The organism is Gordonia sp. (in: high G+C Gram-positive bacteria), from assembly GCF_049299075.1.
In the GTDB taxonomy this organism is placed as follows: domain Bacteria; phylum Actinomycetota; class Actinomycetes; order Mycobacteriales; family Mycobacteriaceae; genus Gordonia.
This window is the reverse complement of the sequence record NZ_JBAQWU010000508.1, coordinates 1-3,623: the sequence shown is the minus strand read 5'-3', so window position 1 is coordinate 3,623 and position 3,623 is coordinate 1. Positions and strand designations below refer to the sequence as shown.

The following is a 3,623-nucleotide window of genomic DNA, read 5'->3' as shown; positions in this document are numbered from 1 at the left end:
ATCATCGTCTTACCCGCGCCGGTCTCCCCGGTCAGCACGGTGAAACCCGGCTTGAACTCCGCCGACGCCGACTCGAGAACACCCAGGCCCTGGATCGACAGTTCTTCCAGCACGCCTTAACTCCTCTTTCCGCGCCAGCCCGTGACCGGCAGCGAGAACTTGGTGACCAACCGGTCAGTGAACGGCTCGGCGTCGAGTCGAATCCAGCGCAACTGAGTGTCCGCGCGCCGCGCCTCCAGGCGCGCCCCCGCAGGCACTTCCAAAATCCGACGTCCGTCGCACAGCGCCACCGCCGGCCGCCCATGTGCGTCGACTTCCACCGCGATCGTCGAGCGCGGACTGGTCACCAGCGGCCGGGCGAACAGCGCGTGCGCATTATTGGGCACCACCAGGATCGCTTCCAGATCGGGCCACATCACCGGGCCGCCTGCCGAAAAGGCGTAGGCGGTGGACCCGGTCGGCGTGGCGATCAGCAGCCCGTCCGCGCCGAACGCCGACACCGGCCGATCATCGACCTCAGTGATCAGTTCCAGCACGCCGTTGTGCGAGCGGTTGGCCACCGACACCTCGTTCAGCGCCCAGCTACCTCCGCGAGGCAGTCCGGTGCGCGCGTCCAGGACGGTCACATCCAGCACCATCCGCTCCACCACGTCGTAGTCGGCGGCGATGAGACGGTCCATCACCGCGTCGATCACCGCCGCCTCGGACTCGGCCAGGAAACCGATGTGCCCCAGGTTCACTCCCAGCAGTGGGACCTGCGCCGGATAGGCCAGCTCGGCCGCGCGCAGAAAAGTTCCGTCGCCGCCCAGCACCAGCACCAGCTCGCAGCCGAACGCCGAGTCCGGTCCCGCGTGCACCACCTCGACCTGCGCACCAGTGGCCCGCAGCTGCGCGGGATCCAGCGGATTCCACACGAAATCCTGCGGTTCGGACGGCAACCGCGTGTCATGCTCGAGCACTCGTAGCGTGACCCCGGCCGCCGCCGATCGCCGCCCCACGGTCTCCAACGTGCGGGTGACCTCTTCGCGACCGGTATGGGCCACGATGAGGAAAGTTCGCTGATCAGTCACCGCTCCCCCTCACTCACTGCCCTTGTGACTCACTATTGCGGTCCGCGTGTCACGGCCGCATCGATCAGCTCCACGGTATCGCCCGGCGCCGACACGGCAACGTCGGCGTCTACCGCTTCTGGGTCCGCCTTATGCAGCAGCAGAAAGTATTCGACATTGCCACTCGGGCCCGGCAACGGGCTGGCTTCCACGGCCCGCGTCACCAATCCGAGCTCGGCCGCGGCGGCGGCGACCGCCGCCACGGCCTCGGCCCGCAGCACCCGATCGCGGACCACACCGCCGGCGCCGACCCGATCCTTGCCCACCTCGAACTGCGGTTTGACCATCGGCAGATAGTGACCGCCCGGGCGCAGGCACGCCGCCAACGCGGGCAATACTAGCTTCAGCGAGATAAACGACAGATCCGACACGATCAGATCTACCGCACCGCCGATCAGGTCCGGCGTCAGGTGCCGAACGTTGGTGCGGTCGTGGACGTGCACCCGCGCATCGGACTGCAGCCGCCACACCAGTTGCCCGTAGCCGACATCCACCGCCTCCACCTCGGTGGCGCCGCGCCGCAGCAGCACATCGGTGAAACCTCCGGTCGACGCCCCGGCATCCAGACAGCGCCGCCCCGCCACGTCGAGCCCCAGCGGGGCAAAGGCGTCGAGCGCACCGATCAGCTTGTGCGCCCCGCGCGAGGCCCACTCATCGGCCTGCGTCTCCGTCACCAGTACCGGGGTGTCCTTGCCGACATTCGTCGCGGCCTTGCTGGCCACTGTCCCGTTGACCTTCACCTGTCCGGCCTCGATCAACGTCCGGGCTTGTTCGCGCGAACGGGCCAGGCCGCGGCGCACCAATTCGGCATCCAGCCGTGCCCGCGCCGCCATCAGTCTTCGAGCGCCTGTGCCAGGATGTCGTGCGCGGTGGCCAGCAACTCGGCTTGACGACCCAGCGCCGCCAAGTCGAGCTGGTCGTCGGCAGCCTCGCGCACTACGACCACCTCGTCGAGGATCGCGCGCACCTTCTCCGTCGGTATCGGTCCCGGCGCCATCGAGGCAGGCGACGGCCCGGTCACGACTGATCCCAGCCGAGGTCGGCGAGTACCTGCGCGGTTGCCGCATCCGGCGAACTGATCCGCAGATCCAAGTCCCCGACGTCGGCGGTCCATACGGCATTCGCGAGCGCAGGCAGCAATCCGGCGGCCACCGCCGCGCCGCTGGGCTCCACCGTCACCCGGTTCTCGTGCACTTCGACCTGCCAGCCGGGCTGCGCACCGATCCGCAGCACCTGCGGCGCGATGTTCACCGTGGTCAGGTCGGCGGCCACATAGGTGGGCCGCTGCTCGGTCGGCGCGGCCAGCAAGGTCTGCGGCGTGGTGACCCCGGTAAGCACCAGGAGACTGTCGATCCCGACGGTGTTCGCGCCTTCGATATCGGTGTCCAACCGATCGCCGACCATCAGCGGACGACGAGAGTTGCTGCGTGCCAACGCTTCTCGCATGATCGGCGCAGCCGGTTTGCCAGCCACCAGTGGCGTCGCACCGGTCGCCGAAGCCACCGCCGCCACCATCGACCCATTGCCCACCAGCAATCCGCGCTCGGTCGGCAGAGTGGTGTCGGTGTTGGTCGCGATCCACCGGGCACCGCGACCAATGGCCAGCGCCGCCTCGGACAGTTGCGCCCATCCGGTCTCCGGTGAATGCCCCTGGATCACCGCGGCTGGCTCATCATCGGCCGAAGAGACCGGTGTCAACCCGTTCTCGGAGATTAGCGCGCGCAACGCGGGCGCACCCACCACCAGCACGTTACTGCCGCTCGGCACCCGCTCGGCGACCAGCCGGGCACCCACTTGCGCACTGGTGATCACCTGCTGCGGGGTCGCCGCGAAACCGAGTTCGGCAAGATGCGCGACCACCTCGTCGGCCGACCGGCTGGCATTGTTGGTCACGTAGTAGCTGCCGGTCCCGACGATCCCGGCCGCACCGGGGAGCGCCGTGTGCCCCTCGTACAGCGTGCCGTCGAGGTCGAGGAACACCGCGTCGTAGCTCTCGAGGAGACTCGCCGCACCAGCAGCCGCCACCGACGGCATCTCGATGGCCCCGTCCAGCAGGTCGGTGAGCACGTACTCGGCATCGGTCGCATCGTCGATGTCGGCGGCCGCCGCGTTCTGGTACCAGGTCAGCGCCTCGGCACGACGGCCTGCGGCGAGCAGTGCATGCGCATACGCACTGAACAGGCGGGCGGCGTCGGTACCGACCCGGCCGGCCCGCAGGTCCTGCCGGTTCAACACCCGCACCGCGGCCTCCGGGTCACCCAAGTCCTGGTGCGCCCCGGCCTCCACAATGGCCAGTTCCACGGCTTCGGCGCCGGTCAACGCCTGCCCCTCCGGGCTCTGGGCGACCGCGATCGCCTTCTCCGGCCGACCCAGACCACGCTCAGCGTCGGCGATGAGCGGCAGCAGCGCATCGGCGTCACCGGAGATCCGCCGCGCGGCCCGCAACTCCGACAGCGCCTCGTGCCACTGCCCCGCATAGTAGGCAGCGATGCCCGCGGTCTCCCGGACCACGCC

The 3,623-nt window shown here is 69.1% G+C and carries 5 protein-coding genes; all 5 read right to left on the bottom strand.

Features of this window, described 5'->3' with window-relative positions; translation table 11 throughout:
- On the bottom strand, positions 1–113 hold a 113-nt coding region (locus tag WAW85_RS16100), incomplete at its 3' end, for an AAA family ATPase (protein WP_422560596.1).
- Positions 114–116: 3 nt separating this feature from the next.
- The gene (locus tag WAW85_RS16095) at positions 117–1,070 is read right to left on the bottom strand and encodes an NAD kinase (protein WP_422560595.1); all 954 of its coding nucleotides are present in this window, start codon (positions 1,068–1,070) and stop codon (positions 117–119) included.
- A gap of 32 nt (positions 1,071–1,102) precedes the next feature.
- Positions 1,103–1,942, bottom strand: a complete 840-nt coding sequence (locus tag WAW85_RS16090; protein WP_422560594.1) for a TlyA family RNA methyltransferase — start codon at positions 1,940–1,942, stop codon at positions 1,103–1,105.
- Positions 1,942–2,106 (bottom strand): hypothetical protein, encoded by a 165-nt coding sequence (locus WAW85_RS16085; RefSeq protein ID WP_422560593.1) that lies wholly within the window; start codon positions 2,104–2,106, stop codon positions 1,942–1,944. The genes WAW85_RS16090 and WAW85_RS16085 overlap by 1 nt, the downstream gene beginning before the upstream one ends.
- Before the next feature lie 20 nt (positions 2,107–2,126).
- Positions 2,127–3,623: HAD-IIA family hydrolase (locus tag WAW85_RS16080; RefSeq protein WP_422560592.1), on the bottom strand; the 1,497-nt coding region annotated here is incomplete at its 5' end.

Excerpts from the sequence above, each read along its gene's own strand:
- WAW85_RS16085 (WP_422560593.1), bottom strand. The coding sequence starts at position 2,106 with ATGGCGCCGGGACCGATACCGACGGAGAAGGTGCGCGCGATCCTCGAC.
- WAW85_RS16090 (WP_422560594.1), bottom strand. The coding sequence starts at position 1,942 with ATGGCGGCGCGGGCACGGCTGGATGCCGAATTGGTGCGCCGCGGCCTG.